This window comes from Alkalibacter rhizosphaerae (assembly GCF_017352215.1).
Lineage (GTDB): Bacteria > Bacillota > Clostridia > Eubacteriales > Alkalibacteraceae > Alkalibacter > Alkalibacter rhizosphaerae.
This window is the reverse complement of record NZ_CP071444.1, coordinates 1,709,080-1,734,976: the sequence shown is the minus strand read 5'-3', so window position 1 is coordinate 1,734,976 and position 25,897 is coordinate 1,709,080. Positions and strand designations below refer to the sequence as shown.

The 25,897-nt window shown below is 49.9% G+C and carries 29 protein-coding genes; 13 read left to right on the top strand and 16 right to left on the bottom strand.

What is annotated here, in order from left to right; translation table 11 throughout:
* Positions 1–33 precede the first annotated feature (33 nt).
* The 4 genes from J0B03_RS08685 to J0B03_RS08670 all read right to left on the bottom strand — a co-directional run bounded on the left by J0B03_RS08685 (position 34) and on the right by J0B03_RS08670 (position 3,390).
* Positions 34–771 carry a DUF429 domain-containing protein gene (locus J0B03_RS08685; RefSeq protein WP_207299224.1) on the bottom strand — a complete coding sequence of 246 codons (738 nt, stop codon included), beginning with the start codon at positions 769–771 and terminating at the stop codon, positions 34–36.
* Positions 768–1,121: a putative zinc-binding protein gene (locus J0B03_RS08680; protein WP_207299223.1), complete on the bottom strand. Its 354-nt coding sequence runs from the start codon at positions 1,119–1,121 to the stop codon at positions 768–770. Before J0B03_RS08680 ends, J0B03_RS08685 begins: the two co-directional genes overlap by 4 nt.
* Complete coding sequence (locus J0B03_RS08675) at positions 1,108–2,070, bottom strand: alpha/beta hydrolase (RefSeq protein WP_207299222.1); 963 nt, start codon at positions 2,068–2,070, stop codon at positions 1,108–1,110. The genes J0B03_RS08680 and J0B03_RS08675 overlap by 14 nt, the downstream gene beginning before the upstream one ends.
* A 78-nt stretch (positions 2,071–2,148) precedes the next feature.
* Positions 2,149–3,390 carry a DNA polymerase Y family protein gene (locus J0B03_RS08670; RefSeq protein ID WP_246798115.1) on the bottom strand — a complete coding sequence of 414 codons (1,242 nt, stop codon included), beginning with the start codon at positions 3,388–3,390 and terminating at the stop codon, positions 2,149–2,151.
* A gap of 164 nt (positions 3,391–3,554) precedes the next feature.
* Between J0B03_RS08670 and J0B03_RS08665 the strand changes: the two genes are divergently transcribed.
* The 4 genes from J0B03_RS08665 to J0B03_RS08650 are packed head-to-tail and all read left to right on the top strand — an operon-like array spanning position 3,555 to position 5,397.
* Positions 3,555–3,992: a helix-turn-helix domain-containing protein gene (locus J0B03_RS08665; protein WP_207299221.1), complete on the top strand. Its 438-nt coding sequence runs from the start codon at positions 3,555–3,557 to the stop codon at positions 3,990–3,992.
* The gene (locus J0B03_RS08660; protein ID WP_246798114.1) at positions 3,989–4,534 is read left to right on the top strand and encodes an ImmA/IrrE family metallo-endopeptidase; all 546 of its coding nucleotides are present in this window, start codon (positions 3,989–3,991) and stop codon (positions 4,532–4,534) included. Before J0B03_RS08665 ends, J0B03_RS08660 begins: the two co-directional genes overlap by 4 nt.
* A gap of 6 nt (positions 4,535–4,540) precedes the next feature.
* Complete coding sequence (locus J0B03_RS08655; protein WP_207299220.1) at positions 4,541–4,813, top strand: hypothetical protein; 273 nt, start codon at positions 4,541–4,543, stop codon at positions 4,811–4,813.
* A gap of 2 nt (positions 4,814–4,815) precedes the next feature.
* A complete protein-coding gene (locus tag J0B03_RS08650; RefSeq protein WP_207299219.1) occupies positions 4,816–5,397 on the top strand; it encodes an SOS response-associated peptidase in 582 nt (193 codons plus the stop codon).
* Between the two features lie 48 nt (positions 5,398–5,445).
* Here J0B03_RS08650 and J0B03_RS08645 read toward each other — a convergent pair whose 3' ends face one another.
* From J0B03_RS08645 to J0B03_RS08620, 6 genes are all read right to left on the bottom strand, one after another.
* Positions 5,446–5,826, bottom strand: a complete 381-nt coding sequence (locus tag J0B03_RS08645) for a formylmethanofuran dehydrogenase subunit E family protein (RefSeq protein WP_207299218.1) — start codon at positions 5,824–5,826, stop codon at positions 5,446–5,448.
* 130 nt (positions 5,827–5,956) lie between these two features.
* Positions 5,957–6,646: a DUF2569 family protein gene (locus J0B03_RS08640; RefSeq protein ID WP_207299217.1), complete on the bottom strand. Its 690-nt coding sequence runs from the start codon at positions 6,644–6,646 to the stop codon at positions 5,957–5,959.
* A gap of 114 nt (positions 6,647–6,760) precedes the next feature.
* Positions 6,761–7,546, bottom strand: a complete 786-nt coding sequence (locus tag J0B03_RS08635; RefSeq protein ID WP_207299216.1) for an SDR family oxidoreductase — start codon at positions 7,544–7,546, stop codon at positions 6,761–6,763.
* A 9-nt stretch (positions 7,547–7,555) separates the two neighbouring features.
* Positions 7,556–8,524: a transketolase family protein gene (locus J0B03_RS08630; protein ID WP_207299215.1), complete on the bottom strand. Its 969-nt coding sequence runs from the start codon at positions 8,522–8,524 to the stop codon at positions 7,556–7,558.
* A gap of 1 nt (position 8,525) precedes the next feature.
* Entirely contained in the window at positions 8,526–9,392 is an 867-nt protein-coding gene (locus J0B03_RS08625) for a transketolase (protein ID WP_207299214.1), read from the bottom strand.
* A 16-nt stretch (positions 9,393–9,408) separates the two neighbouring features.
* A complete protein-coding gene (locus tag J0B03_RS08620; RefSeq protein WP_207299213.1) occupies positions 9,409–10,464 on the bottom strand; it encodes an alcohol dehydrogenase catalytic domain-containing protein in 1,056 nt (351 codons plus the stop codon).
* Positions 10,465–10,686: 222 nt separating this feature from the next.
* On the opposite strand from J0B03_RS08620, the gene J0B03_RS08615 reads away from it, so the two are divergent.
* From J0B03_RS08615 to J0B03_RS08605, 3 genes are all read left to right on the top strand, one after another.
* Positions 10,687–11,580 (top strand): helix-turn-helix transcriptional regulator, encoded by an 894-nt coding sequence (locus J0B03_RS08615; RefSeq protein WP_207299212.1) that lies wholly within the window; start codon positions 10,687–10,689, stop codon positions 11,578–11,580.
* A gap of 82 nt (positions 11,581–11,662) precedes the next feature.
* Entirely contained in the window at positions 11,663–12,145 is a 483-nt protein-coding gene (locus J0B03_RS08610; RefSeq protein WP_207299211.1) for a DUF456 domain-containing protein, read from the top strand.
* 28 nt (positions 12,146–12,173) lie between these two features.
* A complete protein-coding gene (locus tag J0B03_RS08605; protein WP_207299210.1) occupies positions 12,174–12,986 on the top strand; it encodes a DUF169 domain-containing protein in 813 nt (270 codons plus the stop codon).
* A gap of 1 nt (position 12,987) precedes the next feature.
* On the opposite strand, the gene J0B03_RS08600 is transcribed toward J0B03_RS08605, so the two are convergent.
* Both J0B03_RS08600 and J0B03_RS08595 read right to left on the bottom strand, forming a co-directional pair.
* Positions 12,988–14,196, bottom strand: coding sequence for an MFS transporter (locus J0B03_RS08600; protein WP_246798113.1), 1,209 nt, complete (start codon positions 14,194–14,196; stop codon positions 12,988–12,990).
* Between the two features lie 102 nt (positions 14,197–14,298).
* Positions 14,299–15,201 (bottom strand): sensor domain-containing diguanylate cyclase, encoded by a 903-nt coding sequence (locus J0B03_RS08595; protein WP_207299209.1) that lies wholly within the window; start codon positions 15,199–15,201, stop codon positions 14,299–14,301.
* 196 nt (positions 15,202–15,397) lie between these two features.
* Here J0B03_RS08595 and J0B03_RS08590 point away from each other — a divergent pair, with 196 nt between their 5' ends.
* Both J0B03_RS08590 and J0B03_RS08585 read left to right on the top strand, forming a co-directional pair.
* Positions 15,398–15,673, top strand: a complete 276-nt coding sequence (locus J0B03_RS08590) for a phasin family protein (RefSeq protein ID WP_207299208.1) — start codon at positions 15,398–15,400, stop codon at positions 15,671–15,673.
* A 17-nt stretch (positions 15,674–15,690) separates the two neighbouring features.
* Complete coding sequence (locus tag J0B03_RS08585) at positions 15,691–17,289, top strand: ABC1 kinase family protein (RefSeq protein ID WP_207299207.1); 1,599 nt, start codon at positions 15,691–15,693, stop codon at positions 17,287–17,289.
* A gap of 13 nt (positions 17,290–17,302) precedes the next feature.
* On the opposite strand, the gene J0B03_RS08580 is transcribed toward J0B03_RS08585, so the two are convergent.
* On the bottom strand, positions 17,303–18,478 hold the full coding sequence (locus J0B03_RS08580) for a MalY/PatB family protein (protein ID WP_207299206.1): 1,176 nt from the start codon (positions 18,476–18,478) through the stop codon (positions 17,303–17,305).
* A 17-nt stretch (positions 18,479–18,495) separates the two neighbouring features.
* Positions 18,496–19,119: a carbonic anhydrase gene (locus J0B03_RS08575; RefSeq protein WP_246798112.1), complete on the bottom strand. Its 624-nt coding sequence runs from the start codon at positions 19,117–19,119 to the stop codon at positions 18,496–18,498.
* A 104-nt stretch (positions 19,120–19,223) separates the two neighbouring features.
* Between J0B03_RS08575 and J0B03_RS08570 the strand changes: the two genes are divergently transcribed.
* Positions 19,224–19,679, top strand: a complete 456-nt coding sequence (locus J0B03_RS08570) for a YaiI/YqxD family protein (protein ID WP_207299205.1) — start codon at positions 19,224–19,226, stop codon at positions 19,677–19,679.
* A 48-nt stretch (positions 19,680–19,727) separates the two neighbouring features.
* Positions 19,728–21,212 (top strand): DUF1846 domain-containing protein, encoded by a 1,485-nt coding sequence (locus tag J0B03_RS08565; protein ID WP_207299204.1) that lies wholly within the window; start codon positions 19,728–19,730, stop codon positions 21,210–21,212.
* 69 nt (positions 21,213–21,281) lie between these two features.
* Here the strand turns inward: J0B03_RS08565 and J0B03_RS08560 are convergent, their stop codons facing one another.
* Positions 21,282–22,241: a glycyl-radical enzyme activating protein gene (locus tag J0B03_RS08560; protein WP_207299203.1), complete on the bottom strand. Its 960-nt coding sequence runs from the start codon at positions 22,239–22,241 to the stop codon at positions 21,282–21,284.
* A 108-nt stretch (positions 22,242–22,349) separates the two neighbouring features.
* Positions 22,350–23,327, bottom strand: a complete 978-nt coding sequence (locus tag J0B03_RS08555; RefSeq protein ID WP_207299202.1) for a LysR family transcriptional regulator — start codon at positions 23,325–23,327, stop codon at positions 22,350–22,352.
* Between the two features lie 103 nt (positions 23,328–23,430).
* Here J0B03_RS08555 and J0B03_RS08550 point away from each other — a divergent pair, with 103 nt between their 5' ends.
* On the top strand, positions 23,431–24,969 hold the full coding sequence (locus J0B03_RS08550) for a pyruvate formate lyase family protein (protein ID WP_207299201.1): 1,539 nt from the start codon (positions 23,431–23,433) through the stop codon (positions 24,967–24,969).
* Positions 24,957–25,871, top strand: coding sequence for a pyruvate formate lyase family protein (locus J0B03_RS12360; RefSeq protein ID WP_256436413.1), 915 nt, complete (start codon positions 24,957–24,959; stop codon positions 25,869–25,871). The genes J0B03_RS08550 and J0B03_RS12360 overlap by 13 nt, the downstream gene beginning before the upstream one ends.
* Positions 25,872–25,897 lie beyond the last annotated feature (26 nt).

Sequence of the window (25,897 nt, the reverse complement as noted above, 5' to 3'; positions counted from 1 at the left end):
ACATAGAAAAAATAACAGCGGAAAAAACTGCTGTTATTTTTTTGATCTGTTTTTTTCTATTTTTGATTTCGGATATACCATCTGCATGAGAATGCCTTGAGAATCGTCTTGGGGTCCTTCCGGGATCCGACCAACACCGCTATTTCCCATGATCTTCCCCGCCACCGCCAGACACGCTGCGTCCAACAGATCGTCCCTGCGGCCCTTCTCCATGGTTTCCAGCGTTTCCTCCAAAAATGCTTTCATACCTGGCAGTACTTTCTCCAGCAATTCGACCCGGATCCGCCTTCCTTCTTCCGTGGTCTTCTTTTCCAATACGGGGACACCTCCGCGAAACTTGGCGAAACAGAGCTCCGGATGGCTTTCCAAAATCCGGTTTTTCCAGGTAGGATGTTCCTGCAAAAATTCATCGGCGTGACGGATCTTTCCCATGATGTTCCAGGTCTGCTCGGAAATGCTCTTTCCCAGGATCTGCCGATTCACCTGTTTGGCTTGCTCCTTCTCCTTCGTGTAGACAGCCTGCCTGCAGGGAACGGGAAAAACGCTGGATCCTTTTCCTTTCAACTGCTTTCGGGCCTGACTTTCCGGTCTTTGGTCCATGATGCTCTCCGGCAGACCCAAAGGGATGTCCACCAGTACCGTCGTCGCTTCCGGCCAGGACTGGAGACATTCCTCCAACGTATGGCAAAGTCTCCACCATGCCTTTTTTTCTTCCAACGCCACTACCAGCCACTTGCCTTTGGATACATCGATCCCCAGGTGAACACTCATTTTTGCATGTTTTTGTGGATCTCCCCGGCAACAAACTGGATGTCCTCGTCGCTATAAACGACATGGATTCCCCGATGGATGCCCGTATCCGCAACCGTGAATATGGCTTTCGCTTCAATATCCTCTTTTGCCAAAAACTTCTCTCCACAGTGATTTTCGCAGCCTTGGATCAACACCCATTCCCGATCTTCTCCTTTTGCTTCGGCCACTTTTTTTCGCACCTGGGCCGCTCTTCCCGCCGTTTTGACAAAATGACCTTCTGTTTCCTGTGCAAAAACTTCCGCCGAATCCTGGGTCAATCGGGCCAGATTGCAGATCCCCGGGCAAGTGGCAACATTACGCTTTTCCATTTTCAAAAACCTCCTGGAGTACATGGATGATCTCTCCTTCAAAACGAATGGAGATGTCCGCCTTGGGTACGATGGCATCGAATGCATGAAAAGTTCCGGGAAGTACATGGAGTTCCGTCGCCACTTCCGCTTCGTAGAGCCGGCGGGCGTATTCCACCGCTTCATCCCGAAGAATATCCAATTCACAGGCGGCGATATATGTCCTGGGCAATCCCTTTAGATCTTCCGATGTGGCCGGCGATGCATAGGCAGGCACATCCCCATTCAAATCACCCAAGTAAGCTTCCCAGGCCATTTTGGATTTCCCGGTGGTCCAAGTCCGGCTGTCATCGATGGCCCTGGAACTGGCGGTGACGTGACGATGATCCAATACCGGATAAAGAAGCATCTGGAGGCAGGGATCAATGGTACCCTTGTCCCGTGCCATCAAGGCAACACCGGCGGCCAGACATCCTCCCGCACTGACGCCGCAAATGGCGATCCGCTCCGGATCCACATCCAGGGAGCTGCTGTTTTGAAAGATCCACTCCAGGGCGGCATAGCTGTCTTCCACCGCCGCCGGATAGGGATGTTCGGGTGCCAACCGATAATCCACGCTGACCACTTTGCATTCCACAAATTCTGCTAAATTTCGGCAGAGCTCGTCGCTCATTTCCGGCATGCCTAAAAAGAACCCTCCGGCATGCAAAAAAAGTAGTGCAGGCAGAAGGTCTTCTTCCGCCTCTTCCGGTTCATACACTTTCACCCGTACTTTTGGCGCTTCTCCCAAACCGGGGATCTTCTCCTCCCACTCTCGAACGTTTTCGTTTTTCGGCGCCAGGTCTCCCATTCCCTGAAATACTTCATGCATTCGATTTCTCGACGCCAGAAGATCCATTTCTTCCGGACCTTTCGCCATGTTTTCGAAAACCCGCTTCAATTGGGGATCCATGTTTTTCAGCATGTCCATTCCATCGCTCCTTCCATTGTTTCTCTTCTTCGATTTAATCATACAATGGCCGTGCCGTCAACGGACGGCCCCCTTCTTCTACTCGTGCATCATGCCGGGCAACACCACTTGATGGATTTTGCTGTCCGGTATTTTGATGTCCCCCATTAAAAGGGCAGAGTGGACCGCCCGTTTTCCAAACCGCCTTCGGATCTCCTCCACCGCATCTTCCAACCGCTCCTGTTTTTGCCGTTTTGCCATGTCATCCAGCAAGTGAATCTGCCGGGGATCGTTCCAGTCCATCAGATTTATTGCCCGTACCGTTACGGCCCGCACCGTCATCTCCCAGTGATGGTTTTTTTCAAAAAGGATCTTGGCCGTTTTTCCGATCTCCATGGGGCTTTGGGTGGGGACCGCCAGCCGGGTTTGAAACTGTCGAGCATGAAGTCCGCTGTCTTTTACCGTCAACTCCACCCCTCCTGCACACAGTTCGTGGGTCCTCAAACGGTGTCCCACATCCTGGGACAGTTCCAACAGCACCTTCCACACTTCCAGGTCGTTTTTCAGGTCTGCCGTGCAGGTGATGCCGTGTCCGATGGATTTGACGGGGGATTCCCATCCCGTCTCCATGACTCTGGAAATGTCCCTTCCATTGGCGTAGATCCAAATACGGATTCCATTTTTTCCCAGAACCCGCTGAAGCAGTTCCGCATCCGCCCGGGCCAGCTGTCCAATGGTGCATATGCCGTATTTTGCCAACTTGTTTCGGGTGGACCTTCCCACATAGATCAGTTCATCCACAGGCAGGGGCCACACCTTTTCCCGAAAAGTCCCTTCGTCCACGACGGTGATGGCATCCGGCTTTTTCATGTCGGATCCCAGTTTGGCAAAAATCTTGTTGAAGGAAAGGCCAATGCTTACGGTAAGCCCCAACTCCTTTTTCACCGTCTCTTTTATTTCCCGGGCAATGTCCATTCCCGATCCGAAGATCCCCACGCTTTCCGTCACATCCAGCCAGCATTCGTCCATGCCGAAAGGTTCCACCTTGTCCGTAAACCGGCGGTAGATCTCCTGGGTGAGTTTGGAGTATTTTAAATATTGGTCGTACTGGGGAGGCACCACGATCAAGTCCGGGCATTTTTGCCGGGCTTCCCAGTTCACCATTCCGGTTTTGATCCCCGCTTTTTTCGCCAGCTCCGATTTAGCCAGTACGATCCCGTGCCGCTCCTGGGTGCTGCCGCAAACAGCCACCGCTTTTCCCCGCAGGCTTGGGTTCAGCATGATCTCCACGGATGCATAAAACCCATTCAAATCGCTGTGTAAAATCGTCCTCAATCCCACCCTGTTTTCACCTCCAACCCTTCTTGACTTTTTTCCTTTTATGAAGTATGATGAATTTAACTTCTTGCAACTTCTATCTCGATCATAGCACCGTCTTGAAAGAACCGTCAAGCATTTTTTATGAAGTTTTATGAAGTTACAATGTATTGTGAAAGGTGGTTTTTATGAAAACCTTTGGAGAAAAAGTAAGACAGGCAAGAGAGATCCTGGGGCTGAGCCAGGATACACTGGCAAAGGAAGCCGGCTTGTCCCAGCGTTCCATCACTTCCTACGAAACCAACCAGTCCAAACCCCGGGGATCCACTGCCAGACGTTTGGCAAAAGTCCTGGGTGTATCCACGGACTACCTTCTAAGCGAAACGGCGGAAGATCCTCAAGAGGGCCTGACGAAAGACATCCATCTGGAAAATGTATACCAAACCTATGGAGCGACGGGAGAAAAGGAAGCACGGGAACTTTTGGAAAAAAACATGGCCCTGTTTGCCGGTGGAAGCCTGTCCCAGGAAGCCAAGGACGCTTTTTTTGAAGCAGTGATGACCGCTTATGTCACCTGCAAGGAAGAATCCAGAAAAACCTATGCTCCCGGAAAGCAGAAACCATGAGCCTGTCCATCTCCCTCATCTCAAAAGAAGTGAAACGGATCCAAAATAAATACAGGGAATCGGACCCCTTCCGGCTGTGTCGCCTTCTAGGCATATCTTTGCTCTTTTCCCCCATGGGTTCCCATCCGGAAGACTGCAAGGGCTTTTATCTCTACCAGTCCAGGAAGCAGGCCATCGTCTTGAACGAGGACCTGCCGGAAGCCTTGCAGCGGATCATTCTGGCCCACGAACTGGGCCATGGCATCCTCCACCGAAAAGCCTCCGGTCTTCATTCCTTTCATGATTTTGTTCTTTTTGACGAGACCTCCGTTTATGAATACGAGGCGAATATCTTTGCCGCAGATCTGTTGCTGGAAGACAGCAAGGTTCTTTCTTTGCTGAACGACGACCTGTCCTTTTTCCAGGCGGCCGCCAAGTTGAAGGTTCCGGCGGAGCTTTTGGACTTCAAGTTTCGGGTATTGAAACGAAAAGGATACAAAGTGGTGGACCCTCCCTTTGTTTCCTCCTCCAACTTTTTAAAAAATTATTCCGAGAAGGAGTGATGTTTTATGCATCCTTCCAAAGTATACGTACCTGTTACCGTCACCTTTGACCAGGAAGGCTCTCTTCTGCCCCGTTCCCTGGTCTGGGAAGACGGCCGGGAATACGTCATCGACAAGGTGCTGGAAGTTCGGCCCGCCCCTGCCCAAAAGGCCGGCGGCCAGGGAGATCGGTATACGGTACAGATCAGCAACCGAAAGCGATACCTGTTTTTTGAACGAAATACGGAAATCAGCCAGCCGTCCCCCGGCAAGTGGTTTCTGGAAAGAAAGGATGGATGACCATGTGCGGAAGATACTTTATCGCCGATGACCAGGAAGAACGGGAGATCAAAAAAATCATCAAGGACATTGAAGATCGATCCAAGGCGGTGGGCAACCCCATCGATCTGAAAACGGGAGAGATCTTTCCCACCAACGTGGTTCCCGTCCTTACCAAGGACGTACCCCAAGCCATGGCCTGGGGTTTTAAAGGATTCCAGGGCAAAGGTCATCTGATCAATGCCCGGGTGGAAACGGCAAACCAGAAGCCTACTTTTCGAACCCCCTACAGCCAAAACCGCTGTCTGATCCCTGCCAGCTGGTTTTTTGAGTGGCGGACCGTAGACAAGAAAAAAGAAAAATATGCCATCGGAAAAAAAGAACCCATCTATATGGCCGGCTTGTACCGGATGGAAAAAGATTTGGAGCTCCCCGTCTTTGTTATTTTGACCATGCCGGCCTCTCCGTCGATTTCCTTTATCCACGACCGGATGCCCGTCATCGTGCCGAAAGAACACCGGGAAGCCTGGCTGGATCAAGCACCGCCTGTAGGGGATCTGATGGATATTTCCACAAAGGAATTACAGTGGAAAGTTTCCTCTTGACATGCAAAAGACACCGGCTTTTCCCGGTGTCTTGATTTCTATTTTGCATCAAATCAGGTCCATCAACCAGAAAAACTCCTCCCATGGATCCTGCAGGATCTTCCGTTTCATTTCTTCTCGGTCCAATTCCTCTTTGATCCCTTTGAACATTACCCGGATCCCCATGCCGTTTTCATGGTTCATGAATGAAAATGCCGGGACCCCATTTCTTTTGATTGTCAGATTCCTCTCTTCCGTACATCCAAACAAAAACCGCACCGCATCCACGGGGCATTTTTCCGTTTCGCTGATGCAAGCGATGTCCGCCTCTTCCAGTGTTTCAATTTCCAAGGCTTCCTTTGCGATTTGGCAGGCCCGAAATCCGATGGCCAGACCCGGACATTCGTGTCCGTGAAATTCGATGCTTTTCATCCACAATTCCTGATCCATGTTTCTCCCCCTTCATGGAAAAATTATTTCATTTTCAAACGTCGCTGATTTTATACCCATTTCAACCCCTATCACACGATACTGCATAAAAAAAAGACATTCGACCGCGAATGCCTTTTTGTTTTGTCGATCAGTCTCTTTCCGGTGCGTACAGGGCCACCAGGAAGAAGGGCAGTGCGATCCCAAGAACGTACAAGATCAACATGGACGTGAAGGGATTGAGAAAACCTTGATCCATCCACATTCGGATAAACCAGTAGATCTCGGAAAGTACCGGCAGGATCAGCGTCACGATGGTCTGCCAGATCCCCTCCACCATGATGACCAGTGCAATGTGGATCACTGCCAACAAGGCAAAAATGGAGATCAACAGCTTGCCCAGAAAAGACCGCATGGAGCTTCCGTAATTCTTTGTGAAGGTATTGGCCACCCGCTCCGACAAGCTGAAATACAGCATCCAGGCCAGGGAAAAGACGCCCAGGACGACAAATCGGCCGAAACCAAGAAGGGTCAACTGCTCGAAATAAAACAGATCGATCAGTGCAAAACAGAACATGTAGATGCCTGCTGCGACGGCATAACCTTGGGTCAACCTGGATTTTGCTGCATAAGAAGTCAGGAACAATACAAAGAACAAGACTCCCAACGCCAACACCAGATAAATGGAAACGGTAACATAAATACTCAAACTGTTAAGCTCGGTCCAGCCCAACATCATATGTGTCAAGACAGCCAAGACACCGAAGAAAGCCAACAGCATGGCAACCAACCAGCCGCCAATGCCCTTTACTTCAAATAGATCATCCGCATACGGATTCATGTAAAAAACCACCCTTCTGTATATGTAAGATAATTGCTCATGCCATTATATCACATTTTTTTCAGATTCCAAACACATAGTGACAAAGAAAAAGCCTCCCGAAGGAGGCGATTTTTATAAGGTAGTGGTGAATCCACCGTCTACGCTGATGCTCCAGCCATTGATGTAATCCGATGCCTTGCTGGCCAGGAAAACCACCGTACCCATCAGGTCTTCCGGGTCTCCCCAGCGACCGGCAGGGATCCGGCTGTTGATCTTGTCGTAAAACACCTGGTCATTGCTGATGGCGGCATTGACTTCCGTCACCAAAAATCCTGGAGAGATGGCATTGGTCTGGATGTTGAACTCGCCCAACTCATTGGCGAAAGTTCTGGTCAATCCGATGATGCCGTGCTTGGCAACGACATACGGCGGACACTTCTTGTCTGCCGTGTAGGACAGGGCGGAACCGATGTTGATGATCTTTCCGCTACGCTGTTCCTTCATCACCTGCGCCACCGCATGAGACAGGTAATATACGGCATTCAGGTTGACTTCCATGACGGACTGGTAAAAAGAATCAGGATAGTCCAAGAAATCGTGGAAACGGCCGATGCCGGCATTGTTTACCAGAATATCGATCCTGCCGAATTCCTTCATGCAGGTGTCGACGATGTCTTTTCGATGCTCCTCTTTCGTCACATCTCCCTGGATAAAGACGACCTTTCGGCCTTCCTTTTCCACCAGTTCCTTGACTTCCGCTATGTCATCGGTCAAGTGGGGGATCAGCAGGTCTGCTCCTGCTTTGGCAAAAGCTGTGGCATATCCCATTCCCAATCCTTGATTGGCTCCGGTGATGATGGCTACTTTCCCTTTTAAGCTAAAATAATCCATGTTGAATTTTTCGATTCCGCTGGTCATGATCTCCTCCTATTTCTCCATCAAAGCATTGATGGTCTTCACGATGCCGGTACGCTCCACGCCATAGTATTTGTATACTTCGTCGGGAGTTCCCAACACGGCAAATTCGTCGGGCATTCCGATCCGCTTGAATTTCCCCTGGTAGCCCTCTTCCATGAGCACTTCTGCCACTGCGCCGCCCAAACCTCCGTTGATGGAATGGTCTTCCACCGTGACGACGACACCAGTTTTTTTCGAATACTTGATAATGGCTTCTTCGTCCAAAGGTTTGATGGTGTGCATATCGATGACTCCAACGCTGACACCGTCTTTCTTCATTTCCTTGGCGGCCATCAGACACTCATAGAGCATGGAGCCACAGGAGAAAATCGTCACATCGGTTCCTTCCAGGGCTTCGATGGCTTTTCCGAATTCAAATTCGTAATCGTCATCGGCATAGATATTGGGAGATCCCGCGCGGTCGATCCGGATGACCATGGGTCCTTCATAATCGAAAGAAGCGCGAACGACTTTTCTACATTGATTGGCATCTGCCGGTACCACAATGGTCAAGTTGGGGATGGCGCGATAAAGGGCCAGGTCCACCACGTCGTTGTGGGTCGGTCCGCCACCGGCGGTAACCCCGGAGTGGGTTCCGATCAATCGAACGTTGACGTCGTTGTAAGCCACATCCGTATGGATCTGATCTGCCGCACGAAGGGGCAGAAAGGGTCCGAACACTTGGGCAAATACCACTTCGCCAGCCAAAGCCATCCCCGCGGACGCTCCCACCTGGTTTGGTTCAGCGATCCCGAAGTTGACGCATCGTTCCGGATAATCTTTCAGCAGTTTCCCTGCGGAAGACGACGGTGCCACGTTGTCGCTGTAGGTAAACATGAAGTCATAGCCTTCGTTGGCCATGTTGAACAATTCTTCTCCATAGGCTTCCCTTGCATTGGAAAGCATTTGGTCAAAATCAAAGGTTGTTTTTACTGCCATCTTATCTCACCATCCTATTCTTTTCGACTTGGGCCAGAGCCTCGTCCAACTGTTCCTTGGCGATCCCGCCGCCATGCCATTTCGGATTGCCTTCCATGAAGTCTACGCCTTTTCCCTTTACGGTGTTGGCGATGATGAATATGGGTTTTCTTCTTTCTTGAGGGTCACTTGGCGGAATTTGGTCAAATGCTTCGCAGATCTGCAGCATGTCGTTGCCGTCTTCCACTTCGATGGCTTCCCATCCGAAAGCACGGACCTTGTCTGCCAAGGGATCGATGTTCATGACTTGCTCCGTGGGGCCCGTCATCTGAACTTGATTTTTGTCAACGATAGCAACCAGGTTGCCCAATTGATAGTGTCCTGCCGCCATCATGGCTTCCCAGTTGGTTCCTTCGTTCAATTCGCCGTCTCCAACGATGACGTAAGTCCTCCAGCTGGCGTTTTGCTTTCTTGCCGCTAAAGCAAGACCAACGGCTACAGGCAAACCATGTCCCAGTGAACCGGTAGATACTTCGATGGGGCCGCAGTATTTTCGATTGCAGTGCATGCCGAATTTCGCGGTTTCCAGACTTTCAAAGTGCTCCACCATGTAGTCCATGGTGTAGATCCCCAGGTCCGAATAAATGGTGTACAGTGTTTCGCTGCAATGTGCCTTGCTGAGTACCAGACGGTCCCGGTCTTCCATATCATGGTTGCTGGGATCGAACTTCATGTATTCGTAGTACAAGGCTACTGCGATCTCCACCAAGGACAATTCTCCTCCCAAGTGGCCCATTCCGATGCGATAAATAAAATTCAACAGATCTTTTCTGATCTTCAGACATTTGTCGTCCAGTTCCAAAATTCTTTCCATACTTACTTTACTCATGTTTTCCTCCCCTTTTCTATTCCAGATCTGGATTGCACTGGATCAAGATCTTTGGATATTTTCCAGATACTTGGGCTTCAAAAGCCGCTTCCGCATCATCAATGAAGAACACCTTTGCCGTCAACGCATCCAGGTCGAATCTGGTAAGCATCTGCTTGGCTCTGGGGAACGTATAAGGCGACACGTAATAACCCGATATGGTCAGTTCGTTGGCATAACAGTACTGGTACAAGTTGAGGGGCATTTCATAGTCATTGGGATACATAGCTCCATACAACAGGGTACCACCCTTTGCTGTGATCTTGGGCAACACTTCTACGGCATGAACGGATCCGCTGCAATCCACCACGGCGTCAAAACCCAAACCTTCGGATATTTTCATGGCCTCTTCGTATACATCCTGACTCATGGGATCGATGACGTGATCGGCTCCATACTTCAGCGCCAGCTCTCTTCGCTCCGCAATGGGCTCCACCAGAGTCAGGGACGTAGCACCAAACATTTTCAGGGCCTGAAGTCCCAGCAATCCGATGGGTCCTCCTCCGGAGATCAGGATCCGGTCTCCAAAGCGGGGGCGTACCTTGTCCATCATGCGAACCGCTACAGAAACAGGTTCCATCATACATCCTTGCCGCAAGCTGACTTCATCCGGCAGTTTATACACCTGAGATTCATGCCATACGACGGTTTCTGCCATTCCCGGATTGTTGGATTCGTCCGCATGAAGGCAAAACTGCTGTTGTCCATTTTGGCAATAATAACAGGTTCCGCAAAAGCGAAGGAAGTTTCCGGCGACCCGGTCTCCTACTTTCAACCCTTTTTTCGTCGCTTTTTCTCCCACTTCCATGATGACGCCGGACAACTCGTGTCCCATGCCAAAAGGTGCTTCCCATCCGAAGATCCCTTCCACCAAGTGGGGATCCGAACCACAAATGGCACAGTAGGCAACCTTGATGCGAACATCTTCCGGTCCCATTTCCTGCATGGGCATGTCCAGGATACCGACTTTTCCCCGTTTGGATTCGTCCGGATCCTTCAAACTCCCGATTTTGATTGCTGATACAACTTTCATTCCTGCACTCCTTTCAATATGAAAACTTTAAATAAAACGTTTACATGCTTCCAAGCCTTCTTGTATTCACACTTCTTATTATAATTTTTTTCCTTTCATGTTGCAATGCATGAAAAGGACATCTGAGGGACCCCTTCGTCCTATCTTGTCGCTTTTGCTGCAACAAGCATTGAATTGTGGCCGATACAGTGGTACTATAAATTTATGGAGGCGGGGCATATAATGAAGGAAAAGATTTATCAACCCTATAAAATCAAATTACCATTGTTCGATTCTCAGGTTTGGATCCAGCACGTGGAGATCCTTGGCAACGAAACGTCGGAGTTTCGACACTATCACAATTCCTTTGAAGTCTATTTCCCCTTGGATGGAAATTTAAAGATCCTCGTTGATGAAGACATTTTAGACATTCCTCCTGGCCATGTACTGTTTCTCAGCCCGGGAACCTGGCACGGCACGATCTATGAACCCAACGTGGAACGCCGCTATTTTATTATGATCTTCGATTTTCAGGAAGAAGACCCCTTGGAAAAACTGGATAAAAAATCCTGCTCTACACCAAAACAGCTGGAAAACATCCTTCATAAACTGCGAAAGTCATCCCATCACGTGGTACAGGACAATCACCATGGCCATCGACTGATCCAATACATCGGTCAGGAGTTGCTGGCGTTGAATTTTGGATGGGAATCCATGGTCAAAAGCCTGTATATGTCTTTTTTGGTGTCCATGTTCCGCAATCTGGTGGACAAGGACGCCCAAATATCCATTGACGAAAATCACCGTCAACTCAATGTTCCGACGGAGATCACCAAATACATGCACAAAAATTACAACAAGAACATCACCCTCCAGGATGTGGCCGATGCCATGCACATCTCTCCCAGGCACATCAGCAGGATCTTTGAAGCCTATTTCGGCACCACCTTCAGCAAAACCTTGAGCACCTATCGGTTGAACTACGCCAAGGATTACCTGTACAAAACCGATTACTCCATCGAGAAGATCGCCCATCTGGTGGGTTTTTCCTCTTCCCGGACCCTCCTTCGCCTGTTCAAGGAAGTGGAAGGGATCACCACCACGGAATACCGAAAAAAAGTAAAAAAAATTCTTTGATCCACAAATATCCCGAATTCCGCTTGATATGATCCATATGTGGTATATATGACACAAATGATACAGAAAGCGGGGATCGATCTTGAATATCTGGGCACTTATAGCAGCCATTTTACTCTTTATTACCGGAATCGCAGGAACGGTTCTGCCCATGCTGCCGGGACCGGTCTTCATTTTCGGCGGCATGCTCTTTTACGGCATCGTCACCGATTTTATCTCCCTGGATTCCAATTTTTTTCTGCTTCAAGCCGTGGCCCTTGTCATTCTGTTTTTGGTGGACTATGTTTCCTCCGCCGTGGGTACCAAGTTTTTTGGAGGCACAAAACGGACTGCCGTGGCAGCTGCCATCGGCACCGTCGTTGGGTTGGTGGTTTTTGGACCCATCGGTTTGGCCATCGGACCTTTTTTGGGCTCTGTTTTAACGGAACTCATCAACGGCAATACCACGGACCGGGCCATCCGCATCGGCTTTGGTGCCTTGATCGGCCTGTTGGGTGGCACTCTGCTAAAAATCGTCATTGAGCTCATCATGATCGGTGCTTTTTTTATGAAAATTCTATTTTGAATGATTTCAATTTGAAGGAGGAAAATAGATGAACAAGGTTACTGATTTTACTGAAATGGGAAAAGAATTGGAAAGAATGCTGAAGCTTCGAACCCACCCCATCGCTCTTAAAATGGTCACCAAGGACGATGCCCTTCCGGAAAAAGTGATCCGGCCGAAAGAGGACGGCCTGGGCCATATTGCACTGTGCCAGGGTTTTTTTATGGCCAGAAAACAAGGATGGACCCTCTACATGGAAAAGGAAGACCATTGGTGCTGGGCGCCGCTGATCGCCTACGGCATGGTGGAATTTCATGAAGACGCCCCCAGCTTCGGAGAAGTCGTAAAAAATTTGGGCATCGCCGACATGGAACAGGCAAAAGCCTTTGCCAAAAAATTCCCGAAATTAGAATACGAGAAATATACCGGCATCCTCATGGGTCCCCTGTCCTCGGCAACTTATGAACCGGATGTGGTGTTGATCTACTCCAACCCGGGGCAGCTTCGGACCATGCTGTGGGCCTACAAGAACCAGACAGGCGATATTTTGAAGACGGAAATGGACGGCATCGATTCCTGCGTCTTCTCCGCCATCCCCATTTTAAAAGGCGGCAAAGCCAGGGTGACTGTTCCCGATCCTGGCGAATACGAGCGGGCCAACGCCACGGAGGATGAAATGATCTTCTCCATATCCAAAGAGGAACTGCCCCTGCTGATCCAAGGTTTGCAAGTATTCGACGAACGAAAGATGGGCTATGGCGCCCTGACGCCGGAGATCCGGCCGGATTACCCAAGACCCCAGTTCTACAACAACCTTTTCGAAATCTGGGGGTTGGATACGGGAGAAGTCTGGAAACGCTGATTCATCGAGGTTTTCCTGCTTCCAACAAGACCTTGCTTCTGGCCATGAACATCCCTTCCACCAGCAGCAAAATTCCAGTGACCAGCAGCATGCTCTCTATGGAAACCACATCCGACAAGGGGCCAAAAAGGAGCATGGCCATAGGCATCATGGAGCTGGAGATCATGCTGAAGACACCAAAGACCCGGCCTTGAAAATCGGTCTCCACCTTTTGTTGAAGCAAGACCATGAAAGGCGTATAAAATACGGGCATGACAATACCCACGAAAGCAAGGAACGCAAGGTATATCCAAAAATTTCCAACAAGGCCCAAGGCCACGGTGTTCAAGGCGATGATCAAGATCGCCGTCACCATGGTGTGGGCCTTGTTTTTAAATCCACCCCAGGTAGCGATAAGGATCCCACCAAGCATCATGCCGGTGGAAAAGGCAACTTCAATGGCGCTCAGCCTCCAGACATCTCCGCCAAAACTTCTAGTCACCTGCAAGGGCGTCAAAAACGCCAAAGGAGATACTAGAACATAATAGATGGCGCAATATATGAAAATGGTTCGTATGTAACCATGGTTTGCTATGAAAGACAAGCCTTCCTTCATATCCTTAAAATAATCCACCTTCTCTTTGCGAAGGGCCTTCTCATGAGGCTTTACTCTCAGAAGAAAAGCCAGGATAAAGACGGCACTGATAGCCGTGACCACGTCGATGAGAAAGATGGTCTCCACGGCGGCAAAGGTCAACAAGGCTCCGCTGACCATGGGGGATATGAGGGAAACCATGGATTGGAGGCTGCCGTTGATGCCGTTGACCTTTGTCAGTTGATCTTCCGGAACCAATTGTGGAATCATGGCGGTCACCGCCGGAGTCTGGATCCCCGTTCCAAGGGCCCGAATGGCCAGGGCCACAAAAAGCATCCAGATGGAATCCCTTCCGGACAAGAACAAAAAGAACAGGATCAAGGTGGTTCCGGCAATAAGAAGATCCGCCCAGATGATCAGCTGTTTTCTTGGAAACTGATCCGCCCACACGCCGGCAAAAGGTGATATGAAAAATATGGGGACCAATCCGCACAAGATGGATATGGTCATCATGGCTCCAGACCGGGTCTCCAGGGTGATATACCACATGATGGCATACTGGACCAGCATGGAACCGAACAGGGACACGCTTTGACTCAATAAAAAAAACGCCGTATCTTTTTTCCAGGCTTTCAAAACGCCCCTCCTCCCATGATGTGATCCTGATATAGTATATTACATTTTTTGAGCATTGAAAAGGCGATTTCCCTTCCGGAAAACCGCCCCTATCGTTAGGTTTCAATGTGCATAAACAAAGTCTCTTTTTTCCTTGGCCCGGTACATGTTGTCGTCCACCTTGGAGAGCATGCTGGTCAAGTCCCGTCCGTCTTCATGGGTATATACGGACACCCCGATGCTCAAGGTGATGGGGATCTTCTTCTTCGTGGTCTTGATGGGGTCATTTTTAAATACCAACCGGATCCTTTCTGCAGCCAACAGAGCATCAGCTTCCCCCGTATTGGGCATCATGAGGATAAATTCGTCCCCACCATACCGGCCGATCTCGTCGTAGGGTCGAATCAGTTTTTTCAAACGATCAGCAAATTCTATAAGGAGGGCATCTCCCTGCAAGTGACCATACTGGTCGTTGATGGCCTTGAAATAGTCGATGTCGATCATCATCAACGTCAGCTGCCCTTTTTCCCGCTGCAGCCGGCTTACTTCCTTCTTCAATTTTTCCACAAACCCCCTGCGATTGAGAACTCCCGTCAAGTAATCTCTTGAAGCCATGTCTTCCGTGACCTTTTGCAATTCCAACAGTGCATCTTTCGTTTGCTTGACATGGGTCACATCCCGAACGATCATGGCCGTCCATGGCGACCCGTTTTCATCATGGAATATGGTGGAAGTGACCTGACCTGGAAAACGGGTCCCGTCTTTTTTAATATAAGTCAACTCCGCAAAAACAAATCCTTTTTCTTCCCGTTCCTTTAATCCGGCTTCCAGCCTGGGGTCTTCGAGATCGACGATGCCGGCACGGCCGGCTTTGACGAGTTCTTCTTCGGTCATCTCAAACATCCGGCACGCCGCCGGATTGGCCCGGTGGATGGCTCCGTCCGGACTGGTCAAAAAAATGGCATCCATGCTGTTCTCAAAAATAAAACGGTAGAACTCCTGCTCAATAAACTTTTTGTTGTTCAATACACCCGCCCACTTTCTGGGTTCTTCGCCACTTTCATTGATAGTCGTATCTGTGTGATTCATGTAGAGACGATGACGTATGTTTTTTTTACCCTTTATCTTCCTTTAATAAACAAAATATGTAAAATGGGATCTTGTTTATTCCTCTCCAAAAACGTGTATGAATAGATTATGAATGAAAGGAAGTGTTGAAAACATGGATGAACTGAAAAAACTCATGCTGCTGACCCTGGGTGCCGCATCCGCCTCCATGGAGAAAGTGGATGGCGTAGTCCAGGAACTGATCGAAAAAGGGAAAATGACCGTTAAAGAAGGCAAGGAACTGCGGGAAGAACTTCTTCGAGACAAGGAATCCGGGAAACACAAAGAAGAATTAAAAAGTTTTCTTGCTTCTTTGCGTTTGGCCACCAAGGAGGACCTGGAAAAGCTGGAAGCCCGCGTGGCGGAATTGGAAGCAAAACTGTCTGAATAATACAAGGTTGTGATCACATGCTCAAAAGCAAACGCTTTCGCCAGATCGTTCGAGCCTTCAGCAAATACGGTTTCGGACATTTTATCCACACCACCCTTCGCAGTGAAAAAACAAAGCGGGACCCGGAAAATCTGAAACACCTTTTTGAAGAACTGGGTCCCACTTTCATGAAGTTGGGGCAAATCTTGTCCACCAGACCCGATCTGGTCCCTCCGGAATACCGGATGGAATTGACAAAACTGCAAGACAACGCCTCTCCATTCCCATGGGAGAGCGTTGAAAAGATCCTTGCAGAAGATCTGGGTCCTTCTTATAGCGCCTATTTTTCTCATTTCGAAAAGATCCCCATCGCCTGCGCCTCCGTCGCCCAGGTCCACGAAGCCCTTTTATCCACCGGCGAAGCGGTCATTGTCAAGGTGCGGCGTCCGGATATCGAAGAGACTTTTTTGGAAGATCTGGATATATTGATCTACATCGCACAGAAAATGCCCAACTCCTTCAAAGATGTTTTGTTGGATCCGGTAGATGCTCTTCGAGAGATCAAGGAAACCAGCATTTTGGAACTGGACTTTGCCAATGAACTGGCTTACATGGAGCGTTTTCAGGAAGAAAATCAAAGCATCGCCTGCATCTCCCTTCCCAAGGTGTTCCCGGCTTACTGCTCCAGCCGTTTGGTGGTGCAGGAAAAGATCGACGGGATCAAGATCAACAACATGCCCGCACTGAAAGAAGAAGGATATGATTTGGAGGACATCGGAAAAAAACTGGTCTTGTCTTTTCTATACCAGGTGCTGGAGACCGGATTCTTCCACGGCGACCCCCACCCGGGCAACCTGTTGATCCGAGACGGCAAGATCTACTATATCGATTTTGGCATCATGGGTTCCCTGTCCACTGTGGCGAAAGGAAGCACCAACGAGATCGTCAAATCACTGGCCGTTAAAGATGTCAATGCCCTGGTCAACCTTATGCTGCGCATCGGGATCTACAAGGGGCCCATCGATCGAAACCAGCTGTATGAAGATGTGGAAACTCTTCTGAACTCCTATTTCCTGTCCAGTTTTCGCAACATCCAGGTGTCCCGTCTCCTCATGGATGTTTTTGATGCCGCCCGAAAAAACAATTTGCGGGTCCCACGAGAATACACCATGCTATTAAAATCCTTGGTGATTCTGGAGGGTGTGGTCAGCGAGCTCTCTCCGGATCTGAACATCATCGAACTGGCCCGCCACTATACCAAAGGCGACATTGAAAACCCGCTGAAGGATCTTCAATTGGAGACTCTCCTGCTGGGAGGCCACCATTTCGTTCGGGACCTGGCGCTGATCCCCTCATCCGTCCAGACGATCCTGGACAATTTCATCAGCGGTCGGGGCAAGGTGAAGATCAACATCACCAACCTGGACGAAAAATGGGTGGAGTTCAATAAAATGGTCAATCGGATGGTCTTTGCCCTGTTGGTTTCCGCCCTCATCGTGGCTTCTGCTCTCATCGTTCGTTCCGGGCAGGGTCCGTCCATCAACGGCATCTCCATCGTGGGTCTGTTTGGGTTTGGTCTGGCAGGGCTGTTGAGCTTGTGGTTGATGTTTTCCATTTTAAAATCCGGAAATATTTAAAGCGTTGCAGCGATCACTGCAACGCTTCTTTGATCCTCATTAGCCCTTCTTCCAATACCCATGTGGGACAGGCAAGGTTCATTCGTTCAAATCCCGCCCCTTCTTCTCCAAAAACATATCCTTCGTCAAAGAAAACCTGGGCCTTCTGCTGCATGACATGTTCCAGTTCTTCCTTGGACAGACCAAACTTTCGAAAATCCATCCACTGCAAATAGGTTCCTTCCAGGTCAAAAACCGTCACGTCCGGCAACTGGACTTTAAAAAATTCCTTGACGATCTGATGATTTTTTTCCAAAAGGACCAAAAACTCTTCCAGCCAGCCTTCACACTGGGTATAGGCGATCTCACAGGCTTTGTAGCCTAAAATATTCAACCCGAAAATACCGGTTTTTGCCGCTTCATCCTCGTATTTTTTCCGCAATTTTTCATCGGGTATGATGATGTTGGAGGTTTGCATCCCCGCCAGGTTGAAGGTCTTGCTGGGCGCCGTGAACACCACGGTTTGTTTTGCCGCCTCTTCCGACAGGCTGGCCATCACCGTGTGGACGTGTCCGGGGAGGATCAAGTCAAAGTGGATCTCGTCGGACAACATCACCACCTGGTTTTCCAAACAGATTTTTGCAACCTGCACCAATTCCTCTTTCGTCCAAACCCGACCTACAGGATTGTGGGGACTGCAAAACAAAAGGACCTTGTTGCTCGGGTCTTTCGCCTTTTTCTCCAGGTCTTCATAGTCGATGACATAGCGACCTTCTTCCAATGCCAACGGATTGGAAACCACTTTTCTCCCATTGGCTTCAATGGCCCGGTAGAAAGGATAGTATACCGGCGGCATGACGATGACGCCGTCTCCCGGATCGGAATAGGCCTGCACCCCTGTAAAGAAAGCATGGACCACCCCCGGTGCCGTCAACATCCATTCTTCCTGGATCTCCCATTGGTGACGCCGTTTCATCCAACCGGCGACTGCCTGCTTGTATGCCTTGGTGGGCATGGTATAACCCAACACCGCATCCTCCAAATAATCCTGGAGCCCCTTGATGATCTCCGGCGGATTGGCCAGTTCCATGTCCGCCACGGAAAAGGGAACAATGTCTTCCTCTACTTTCGGATTCCAATCCATCATTTGCTGATATTTGGCGGACCCCACATTCCTTCGATTCGGTACCTTTATAAAGTCATAGGCCATGGATCATCCTTCTTTCCTCAGTTTTTGCAGTTGAACAAACCGCACTCGTCGTCGTAAATAAAAATCTCTCCTGTTTCAATGATATAGTACCATCCGCTTAAAATCAAACTGCCTGCTTCCACCCGCTCCTTGATGTATGGGAAGGTCATCAAGTGACGCAGCTGTTCCACCACGTTTCCCTGCTCCATGTACCATTCCCTGGCCTCCGGTTCGTCTTCTCCGAATCGTTCCAATACCTTGTCCCGGACCGGTTTCATCAACTCCAGCCATTTTTTGGTGTGGGGCAGTCCTGCCATTTCTTCCTCGGATTTCATGCTGGCGGCACACCCTCCACAGTTGGAATGCCCGCAGACAACGATGTTTTCTACCTCCAGGGTCAACACCGCATACTCGATGGCCGATGTGGTGGCCAGGTATTCGTCGCTTTCCCGGTAGGGTGGCACCAGGTTGGCGATGTTTCGAATGATGAACAGTTCCCCCGGTTTCGTGCCGGTGATCATATTGGGATCGATCCGGGAATCAGAACAAGAGATGAATAAGGTGTGGGGTTTTTGACTGCCTCCCAATGCAGTGAACAATTCCTTGTGTGCTTCAAAATCTTCCCGTCGAAATCTGGTGATCCCATCCAACAGTTTTTCCACGTCATATCCCTCCATTACGATCAAATTTCACAATTTTGTCCATTTTACTGTATCCGATGACACATGGCAATGATTTTGTTCTATAATGATGAAGGAGGTGAATCATGAAGATACTGATCGACGCCGATGGTTGCCCTGTCGTGGACACTACAGTCCGCATGGCAAGAGAGTACAACATCCCCTGCATCATCCTGTGCGATACGGCCCACCAGATCCAGCGACCCGGTGCAACGACCCGTATCCTGTCCAAAGGTTCGGACAGCGTGGATTTTGCATTGGTCAACATGGTGGAAAAGGGTGATCTGGTCATCACCCAGGATTACGGACTGGCCGCCATGTGCATTGCAAGAGGTGCCCAGGTCCTGCACCAAGACGGAAGGCCCTACACGTCCGAGAACATCGACGGTCTGCTCTTTTCGAGGCACGCCTCCAAAAAAGCTCGTCAGGCAGGCCTTCGGGTGAAGGGACCAAAGAAACGCTCCAAGGACCAGGACCGGTATTTTGAAACATCCTTGAGAAATATTTTGGAACGGAATTCCTTTGAAAACACAGAGGGATGATGGTATACTTTTGAAGAATATTGGAAGCAGATTTAAAGGAGAGACGCCATGAGAATCGGATTTGACAACGAACAATACAAGAAAACCCAATCAGAGCACATCAAAGAGAGGATCGGCCTGTTCGGCAACAAGCTGTACCTGGAATTTGGCGGAAAGCTCTTTGACGATTACCACTCTTCCAGGGTCCTGCCGGGCTTCGAACCGGACAGCAAGTTAAAAATGCTGGATCAGCTCAAGGACCAGCTGGAGATCGTCATCGTGATCAGCGCCGATGACATCGAAAACAACAAGATCCGGGGAGACCATGGCATCACCTACGACAACGACGTCTTGAGACTCATCGACGCTTTTCAAGGCCGGGGATTCATGGTGGGCAGCGTGGTCATCACCCAGTATACGGGAGAAAATGCAGCCACCCGCTTCCGACAGAAGCTGGAGTCCCTTCACATCAAAACTTACCTTCACTACACCATTGACGGCTACCCCCACAACGTATCCCACATCGTCAGTGACGAAGGCTATGGAAAAAACGAATACGTAGAAACGACCCGGCCCCTGGTAGTTGTCACGGCGCCAGGCCCCGGCAGCGGAAAAATGTCCACCTGCCTGTCCCAGCTCTATCACGATCACCAACGGGGGATCGAAGCCGGCTACGCCAAATTCGAAACCTTTCCCATCTGGAACCTTCCATTGCGCCATCCGGTCAACATCGCCTACGAAGCTGCAACGGCGGACCTGGACGATGTGAACATGATTGACCCTTTCCACTTGGAAGCCTATGGAAAGCCAACGGTGAACTACAACCGGGATATTGAAATCTTTCCAGTCCTCAATGCCATTTTCGAATTGATCGTGGGTAAAAATCCCTATAAATCGCCTACAGACATGGGGGTCAACATGGCAGGCAACTGCATCATCGACGATGCCGTCTGCCAGGAAGCAGCCAGACAGGAGATCATCCGAAGATACTACACCGCCTTGCTGGATTTTAAAAGAGGACGGGGAACCAAAGAGATCGTCTATAAACTGGAACTGCTGATGAAACAGGCAGGAGTCACGGTAGAACATCGCAAAGTGATCAAACCTGCTCTCGACCGGGAATTGGAGACGGGCCATCCCGCCGCCGCAATCGAACTTCACGACGGTCGGATCATCACCGGAAAAACCTCGGATCTGCTGGGTTGTTCCGCCGCCGTGATCCTTAATGCCATCAAGGAATTGGGCGGCATCGACCACGACATGCACCTGGTATCGCCGGAAGCCATCGAACCCATTCAAACCTTGAAGACAAAATATCTGAAAGGAAAGAACCCCAGACTCCACAGCGATGAGATCCTCATCGCCCTGTCCGTCAGCGCCGCCCACAATGAGCATGCCAAATGTGCCTTGGAGCAACTTTCCAAGCTCCGTCACTGTCAGCTCCACTCTTCGGTGATCTTGTCCAGTGTGGATGAAAAGATCTTCAAAAAATTGGGGATCCATGTCACCTGCGAACCCAAATATGAAACGGACCGGATGTACCAAAGCCATTGATGGCTCCGGTTCCAAAAACTTTATGATAAAAAAACTGTGGCCCCATTCAAGGTCCACAGTTTTTCTTTTTTAATGAATGATGACAGGCAGCCCCATTTCCACCAGTTGATCTTTCAATCTTTCCATCTTCTCTTCCGATGGAGGCAGGGCTTCCAGGACCGGTGCATCCCGCTGCAGCCGCTCCCACTTCACGGTCCCCATGCTGTGATAAGGCAATAGCTGGACCACTTCCACAGCGGAACCCAGGCTCTTGATGAATTCTCCATATGCCTGAAAATCCTCGGTCGTATCGTTGAATCGGGGGATCACCGGGATGCGGATCTGAAACTTCCCACCGGCTTTTGCGATCTTTCGGGCATTTTCCAGGATGACCTCGTTGGGCACTCCCACTACTTTGCGGTGTTTTTCGCTGTCCATATTTTTCAGGTCGTAGAGAAACAGGTCCGTGTAGGGCAAAATCTTTTCAAAGGATTCCCATCGGGCAAAACCCGTGGTATCTACTGCCGTATGGATCCCCTCTTCCTTGCATCGCTTCAAGACTTCCGTTAAAAAAGCCGGTTGACTCAAACACTCTCCACCGGAGAGAGTGACTCCACCACCTGATGTCTTGAAGAAAGGAACATCCCGACGGACCCTGTCCATGATCTCCTCCACCGTATGATCTTTCCCGCAAAGATAAAGGGCTTTCGGCGTACAAACGGTTTCGCATACGCCGCAATTGTTGCATTTGTCCCGGTCTACATGGATCAAGGTGATCTCTTCCTGGGTAGCTGCCCTTACTTTCTTCTTCCCATATGTGATGGCCCCCTGAGGACATGCCTCGATGCAATTTCCGCAGGCTTCCACCCCCATGCATTTGATCTCCATCCAGTTCAGTTCCGTCTCGAAAGCCTGGGACTCAGGACTATGACACCAGGGACAGCGAAGGGGACACCCTTTCATAAACAATGTCAAACGGATCCCCGGTCCGTCGTGGACCGAAAAACCCTGTATGTCATAAAACTTGCCTGTAGTTTTGACCAATTCCATTTATTCGCTCTCCATTCCGTGATTTACTGCGTAACTAGTTGCTGCTTTCATTGTACCCAATCCCCTCCATGGAAGAAAGTGCGTTTTTCGCATGAGGTGATAACACTTTTACATGTCTTCAAATTGCTCCAGAAAAGGTGCAATGGCCGGATTCGGATCATCTTTTTTCCACATGACGATCTCCACGCTGTCCGCAAATTCCGGGATCTCTTTGAAAACCAGCTTGGGACTGTTTCGCAGAGAATGATTTTCATTCAGCGGAAAAATACCATAGCCGGCTTCCAGCCACAAGGCCAACTCCCGAATATTTGGGGCTTCCAGGGTCTTTGGTTTGAAATTCCCCAATTCCCCCACGTATTGTGCGAATCGGGAAATATAGGGCGATTCCTTCTCCGGCAAGGTAAGAAAGGTATCTTCCTTAAAATCCGACAAGCGAACATTCTGCTTGTTTGCCAAGGGATGGTCTTTGGGGATCACCAATCTGGTGGATGCCTTACCCACCACCAGGTGTTCCAGTCCCTCTTCATCCTCCAGATTGAAAGATGCACCAAAAGCCACATCGATCTCTCCTCCGGCAAGGGCTCGACTCAATTCTGCCATGGTGTGCCCAGACAAAAATACCCGAATATCCGGGTGAAATCGACTGAATTTGGTCAGGGCATCGGAATAGGGCGGACATACCTGCTGGCCTTCGATCATGCCGATGTTCAACTGGCCTGCAAATCCCTGATGGGCGGCATTGGCTTTTTCAACAAGGACCTGGTAATCTCCCGCCAATTGTTCCAGACCTTCCGCCATCACGGTTCCAGCCGGCGTCAAACGCAGGCTTTTCTTTTCCCGATAAAACAACTCCATACCCAATGCTTCTTCCATGGCGGCGATTTGACGACTCACCACAGGTTGGGACAAATACAGTCGTTTGGCCGCCTTGGTGAAACTCAGATATTCGGCCGCCGCCAAAAAACATTTGATCTGCGAAAAATTCAAAAGATCCCTCCGTTCCTTGTCCATTTCATGCTGTGCTTTCATTAACAGTGTATCACAAGAAACCATCATTTCCCGCATGAATTCATGAATTTGTTGCATGCTAAAACTGATCCAAGATCCAATGGATCTTCCAATGGTTGTGATATACTGAAAATAATCAATAGGACAATAGTTACAATATTGAAAAATAAGGAGGACAAACATGTACACCCTCAAACCCATCACCAAACGAGTCTCCGACATGCGGGAGAAGTATCGGGAAACCAATCCGGAGATCTGCACTGCCCGATATCGACTCATCACAGAATTCTACATGGAAAATCCGGATCTGACGGGCATATTGAAACGGGCAAAGAATTTGCGCAACATCCTGGAAAACATCCCCGTTCGCATCGATGACAACGAAGTCATTGTGGGCGCCCAATCCGGAACCTATCGAGCGGCAGCCCTGTATCCGGAAAACTCCGTCAAGTGGCTCAAGGAAGAAGTGGAAAACCGCTTCATCAGCACCCGCCCCATCGATCCATATATTCTGGCGGAAGACGACCGAGATTACATACTTTCCACCATCGATTTTTGGATGAAGGAATGCATGAGCGCTAAAACGGATGCCATGATCCTGGACGAATACAAAGACATCGCCGGCAACGGCGTTACCCAATTCGGACCTTCCGATCAATGCCAATCCCCGGTGGGCCACTTCTGCACCGGCTACAACACCGCCATTCGCAAGGGATTTGGCGCCATCAAGGAAGAAGCAGAAGAGAAAATGAAAGAACTGATCGATCAAGCCCTGCCCGGCAAAACCATCGACCAGTACAATTTTTACCGGTCCGTTTCCATCGTTTGCGACGGGATCATCACCCTGACCAAGCGCTATGCCGCCTTGGCGGAAGAAAAATTGGCTGCGGAAACGGATCCGAAGCGCCGCAAAGAGCTGGAGATGATGGTGGATACCCTGAACTGGACCGTGGAAAAACCGGCCCGTAACTTTGTGGATGCGGTCCAATGCCTTTTCATGTACCAGACCGCTCTTTGTCTGGACGCCAACATGCACGGCATGAGCTTCGGCCGGGTCGACCAATACTTGGGCGATTTTTACGAAGCAGACATCCAGGCGGGACGCATCACACCGGAATATGCCCAGGAGATCCTGGATCTTTTCTACCTGAAAGTAGCAGAAATGAACAAGCCCTGGAGCTACGGCGCCACCCAGGCCAACCCGGGTTATACCAGCGGTCAGTTGATGACCATGGGCGGGATCAAGAAAGACGGCACCGACGCCAGCAATGATGTGACCTTCATGATGCTTCAATCCGTGGGACGTCTTCTTCTTCACGATCCACCCCAGGCGTTGCGGATCCATAAGAATACGCCGCTTGAACTGTGGGAAGCTGCCATCGAAACCACCAAACTGGCAGGCGGGGTCCCCTCGTTTGAAAACGACGAAGTCATCATTCCTGCACTGATGAAGCGGGGCCTCTCCTTGGAAGACGCCCGCAACTACACCCTCATCGGCTGTGTGGAACCGGCAGGATGCGGTACGGAGTGGCCGGCCTGTGGAGGGACCGGTACGGAAAGCTACATGAACATGGCCAATGCACTGCTACTGGCCATCAACGACGGCTTTACCTTTGTTCCCATGATCAACGCTTTCTTCCCCGCACCTCCGGGAACCCCAACAAACGGGTCGGTCCGGCCACCGGATACCTCTACGAGATGGAATCCATGGAAGAAGTGAAGGAAGCCTTTAAAAAGCAGATCGAATACTTTGTGAAGTGGCACATCATGAACATCAGCTCCTTTGAATATGTGGCTAGAGAAGTACTTCCCAATCCATTGGTCTCCGCCACCATGGAAGGCTGCATGGAAAGCGGCATGGACGTCATGCACGGCGGTGCAAAGTACAACTCCACCGGTGATTCCGGCGTGGGCATCGGCAACGTGGCAGACAGCTTGAACATCATAAACCACTGCGTTTTCGAAAAGAAGATCTGTACTGCCCAAGAAATGTACGACGCCATTTTGAACAACTGGGAAGGATACGAGGACCTGCACCGATACATCCTGAATGAAGCACCACATTATGGCAACGGCCTTCCAGAATCGGATCGATTCGCCACCTTTGCAGCAAAAGTCTTTGGAGACGCCGTCAATTCCTTGACAGGTCCCCGTGGACGATGTAGCGCCGGCCTTTATCCCGTAACCACCAATGTCATGTTCGGCATGATCACCAACGCAACTCCAGATGGTAGACACAAAGGGGAACCTTTGGCCGACGGCATCGCCGCACCGCAGCAAATGGATAAAAACGGCCCCACAGGCGTCATCTCTTCCGTTGCCGCCATCGATCAGGAGAATTTCCCCAACGGAACTTTGATGAACTTGAAGTTCCACCCCTCCGCCCTGGCAGGAGAAGACGGGTGGAAAAAACTTTCCCAATTGATGGAGACCTACTTCAACATGGGAGGCATGGAATTGCAGATCAACGTCATCAGCACGGACACTTTGAAAGATGCCCAGAAGAATCCGGACAAACACAAAGACCTGGTGGTCCGTGTCGCCGGCTTCAGTGCCTACTTTGTGGAACTTCATGAATCCGGCCAGAACGACTTGATCCGACGAACCGAACTGGCCATGTAACCATACCAATCTCACCCTTTTTAATA